The organism is Nocardia sp. NPDC060220, assembly GCF_042727815.1.
Taxonomy (GTDB): Bacteria; Actinomycetota; Actinomycetes; order Mycobacteriales; family Mycobacteriaceae; genus Nocardia.
The window spans coordinates 1-3,916 of record NZ_JBHWZY010000663.1 but is presented as its reverse complement, the minus strand read 5'-3'; the positions used below and the strand labels follow the sequence as shown (position 1 = coordinate 3,916).

Genomic DNA, 3,916 nt, shown 5'->3' with positions numbered 1-3,916 from the left:
GGTCGTGCTGACCGTCGGCATCGGCATGATGCTCAACCCGGGCGCACGGGCGCTGGTCGGCTGGGTTCCGGTCGCGGCGGGTGAGTCCGGGGCGGCCGTGTTCCGTAGTGCGGACGGGGCCCGGTATGCCAAGTGTGTGGTCCTCCAGCCGCCAGGGCCCGGGGCCCGCCACGCGGTGATCAGCGCCGGGTCGGTCGGATTGGGTCCGAGCTGGCCGGTGAGCACGGTGAACAGCGGCCGGAACCGCTTGCCGCCCGCCCTGGCCAGGTGCAGCGCCGCCTCCTGGAGGAACTCCTCACCGTCGGAGAGTTCGTCGACGAGCAGTTTCTCGACCGCGGCCAGTCCGTCGCGCACGGTGACGGCGAGTTCGGGATCGACGAGATCTACCCCGGCAACCACGGTGCTTTCGTCGCTCACAGCCGATGTGCTCATTATCTTCTCCCAGCGATGCGTCCGACCCCGACGGGTAGCAACCTAGCGTGTCCCGGCACTATGGCCGATGAACCCCGTCACACAGTGACAATTCCCGGTGTACCCGACACTCTCGCACAGCGGCCGACAGTGCCAGTATTGAGCCATGGGTTCACCGGATCTCACCCCTGCCGACCGCGCTCCGCTGCCTGCCACCGTCGAGGTGCTGGTCGTCGGGGCAGGGCCCGCCGGTTCCGCGTCGGCGGCGTGGGCCGCGCGCGCCGGACGCGATGTGCTCCTGCTCGATTCGGCGGTTTTCCCGCGCGACAAGACGTGTGGTGACGGGCTGACGCCCCGCGCCACCGCCGAGCTGGAACATCTGGGTCTCGGCGAATGGTTGCGCGCGCACACCGTGAACCACGGCCTGCGGATGGCGGGTTTCGGCAAGGAAGCGCTGCTGCCGTGGCCGGGTGGGTCGTTCCCGACGTACGGAAGTGCGGTTCCACGAACCGAACTCGACGACAAACTGCGCGAGACCGCGATCAAGTCCGGTGCGCGGATGGTCGACGGCGCGAAGGTCACCGAGGTATTGCGCGAGGGTGAGCGGGTCACCGGGGTGACGGTGCGGATCGGCGCGGCCACCCACACGGTGCGCTGCCGGGTACTGGTGGTGGCCGACGGCGTGCGCTCCCCCGTCGGAAAACAGCTGGGTCGCACCTGGCATCGCCGCTACGCCTACGGGACCGCGGCCCGCGCCTACATCAAGTCCCGTCGCAGCGACGATCAGTGGATCTCCTCGCATCTGGAGCTGCGCAATGCCGCCGACGAGCTGGTCCCCGGCTACGGCTGGATCTTCCCGCTCGGCAACGGCGAGGTGAACATCGGCGTCGGCTCGCTGGCCACCGAGGCGCGGCCCTCGCACGTCGCCCTCAAGCCGCTGCTCGAGCACTACACCCAGCTGCGTCGCGAGGAATGGGAACTCGAGGGCGAACTGCGCGCGGTGGCCTCGGCGCTGCTGCCGATGGGCGGCGCGGTGTCGAACGTGGCGGGCCCGAACTGGGTGCTGGTCGGTGACGCCGCGGGCTGCGTGAACCCGCTCAACGGCGAAGGCATCGACTACGGCCTGGAAGGCGGGCACATGCTCGCGGACCTGCTCGACGAACCCGATCTGAGCCAAGCATGGCCGCAGTTGCTGCGTGACCACTACGGACGCACCTTCTCCGTGGCGCGCAGGCTCGCCGGCCTGGCCACCCAGCCGAAGATGGTCCCACTCGGGGGGCCGCCGGTGATGCGCTCGAAGTATCTGCAGCGCACGGCGGTTCGGGTGATGGGCAATCTGGTGACCGACGAGGACCTCGACCTCACGGCCCGCGCCTGGCGAGCGGCCGGACGGGCGTCGCTGCGGGCCGACGAACTCCCGCCGTTCAGCTGATGGCCGAGCGCCGGGCGGAGCAGTCGTGAGCGGCGCGGCGCGGCGTCCGGTGCCGGCCCTGCTGCCGCACCTACGCAAAGCGCGTGACCTCGTCGACTGGCAGTACGCCGACCCGCTCGACCTCGACGAACTCGCCCGCGCCGCAGGAGTTTCTCCACCGCCACCCCGCGACTTCTGGCCGGACTGAGATGCGCGATGGTTCCGCGTTGGCGACCGGGGGTTCCGACCGAGCCAGGTTTGCTGTGGTCGGGGAGTTACCCATGTCCTTACGCGCGCAGGTGCTGCTGATCTGTAGGCGAACTTCGCTGGTAGTAGTCCCTCAACGAATCATCGGCTGGTGCACTTGCCGCCACGAGAACTCGGATTCGATTCAACGATGCGGCACTTACCACCGGAGGAACATGGGTAACTCGCCGACCACAGCCAACTCAGCCGCCCTGGTTCCGCCTGCCGCCAACGGGAGCGAACCCGCACCTGAGTCCGGCCAAAATTCACGGGGAGGCGGGACAGCATGGGCGACAACGGCTTCCGCTGGGTGAGCATCGCCCACCCCGATCATCGCGAGCTCGAGGTGACCCAGATGATCCCGGGGCCGCCGCTCACCGACGACCTCGCCGACGCGATCCGGCGGGCACTGGCCGACGGCACCCACGGCGCCCTCGGGCTGCGTACCGCCGACTGCCAGAAGACCTACGAGGAACTCACCGCGAAGGGTGTCGAGTTCATTCAGCCGCCGTCCGAACGCCCGTACGGCACCGAGGCGATCATTCGCGACCACTCGGGCAACTGGCTGGTGCTGGTCGAGAACCGCGGCTGACGCGCGGGTGCCGCTCACTGGAGCGGCACCCCTCGCTGTCGGCTCAGAGCTTGGCGAACCAGTTCTCGATGAATTTGCGTTCGCTGTTCAGGACGCGCTGGTGCAACTGTTCGGCCAGCGGCTCGATTGCGCCGCCGACCAGCGGAACCTTCACCTTGACCGTCCCGACGACCTCGATCTCGCTGCCCTCGGCGGTGGGCCGCAGTTCATAGGTGCCCGACATCTCGGTGGTGATGCCGCTGGTGTTGCCGGTGAAACTGCCCTTGGCGACCTCGCCTGCCAGTGGCTGCCAGTTGTCGGTGCGGACCAGGACGAGATCGCTTTTGAGCACCTTGCGCACCAGCGCGGGAACCTTGTCCTTACCGGGGGTTTCGGTCATATGGATGGTGATCGAATCGGGGCCGTCGGGATGGGAGAGTTCGATGGTCGCGGTCTCGGCGCCGGCGAAACGCGCCTGCCAGACGGCGTCGTCGACAAGTGCCCGGTGAAGCTCTTCGACCGGGACGGTGTAGGGCACGGTGAAGCTGAATTTGCGGGACATAGCGGGAATGTTAGGGGAGGGACTCGTGGGGCGTCGGCGCGTGCGGGAACTTCCGGTCCCCTGGGTGACCGGTACTGTGTGGCGGGTGTCGGAAACCAGCCTGTCGGAGCGGCGGAACAAGCGCCTGCGCCGGGTTCGGGTGTGGGTGGTCGGGGCAGCGACCGTGGTCAGCGTGCTGATGGTGTTGCTGGTACTCGCGGCCTGGCGCAACGACTTCGAAATCGAGCGCCATCGTGGCGTGACCTCCGGCGAGGTGCTGTCGGCGGGCCGGTTGCGTTCGGCGGTGATCTATGTGACGCCCGACAGCGTGACCCACAATCCGAAGGTCGGCATCCTGTATCCGACGAATCTGACCGCTGGTCAGCGGATCAACGTGGAGTACAGCACGCGTGACCCCGACCTGGTCCGGGTGGCCGGGCGCGACGCGCGGGTGGCGATCATCCCGGCAGCCTCGGTGATCTTCGTGGCGTGGGCGCTCGCCCTGCCGGTGCTCTGGATCGTGCGCCGCAAGCAGCGCGAGTCGTAACTTCGTTTGCTGTTCGCCCCGGCTTCACGTCGGTGTGGGGGTGTCGCGCGGTGTGGCGGTCACCGTCGTCTTCGTCGTCGCCACCCACAACCTGGCCGTCGGCGTGATCGCCGGCTGCCTGGCCGCGCTCGGGGTCTTCGCCCGCCGGGTCGCGGGCCGCGCCGAGCTGGCCGTCACCCGGGCCCCGGA

3 protein-coding genes and 3 pseudogenes are annotated in these 3,916 nt (G+C 68.7%); 4 read left to right on the top strand and 2 right to left on the bottom strand.

The window, feature by feature from the left end; translation table 11 throughout:
* A pseudogene (locus ACFWF3_RS27310) lies at positions 1–432 on the bottom strand (hypothetical protein); the annotation flags it as partial.
* A gap of 145 nt (positions 433–577) precedes the next feature.
* Here ACFWF3_RS27310 and ACFWF3_RS27305 point away from each other — a divergent pair.
* The 3 genes and pseudogenes from ACFWF3_RS27305 to ACFWF3_RS27295 form a co-directional block, all read left to right on the top strand.
* Positions 578–1,843 carry a geranylgeranyl reductase family protein gene (locus ACFWF3_RS27305; protein ID WP_379316248.1) on the top strand — a complete coding sequence of 422 codons (1,266 nt, stop codon included), beginning with the start codon at positions 578–580 and terminating at the stop codon, positions 1,841–1,843.
* Between the two features lie 25 nt (positions 1,844–1,868).
* A pseudogene (locus ACFWF3_RS27300) lies at positions 1,869–1,997 on the top strand (AraC family transcriptional regulator); the annotation flags it as partial.
* A gap of 354 nt (positions 1,998–2,351) precedes the next feature.
* Positions 2,352–2,660 (top strand): annotated as a pseudogene (locus tag ACFWF3_RS27295) (VOC family protein); the annotation flags it as partial.
* A 43-nt stretch (positions 2,661–2,703) separates the two neighbouring features.
* Here ACFWF3_RS27295 and ACFWF3_RS27290 read toward each other — a convergent pair.
* Entirely contained in the window at positions 2,704–3,201 is a 498-nt protein-coding gene (locus tag ACFWF3_RS27290) for a DUF2505 domain-containing protein (RefSeq protein ID WP_378658681.1), read from the bottom strand.
* 85 nt (positions 3,202–3,286) lie between these two features.
* Here ACFWF3_RS27290 and ACFWF3_RS27285 point away from each other — a divergent pair, with 85 nt between their 5' ends.
* Positions 3,287–3,727 (top strand): DUF3592 domain-containing protein, encoded by a 441-nt coding sequence (locus ACFWF3_RS27285; protein ID WP_379316246.1) that lies wholly within the window; start codon positions 3,287–3,289, stop codon positions 3,725–3,727.
* Positions 3,728–3,916: the final 189 nt, after the last annotated feature.

Coding starts and splice junctions, on each gene's coding strand:
- ACFWF3_RS27305 (WP_379316248.1), top strand. CDS start 578: ATGGGTTCACCGGATCTCACCCCTGCCGACCGCGCTCCGCTGCCTGCC.
- ACFWF3_RS27290 (WP_378658681.1), bottom strand. CDS start 3,201: ATGTCCCGCAAATTCAGCTTCACCGTGCCCTACACCGTCCCGGTCGAA.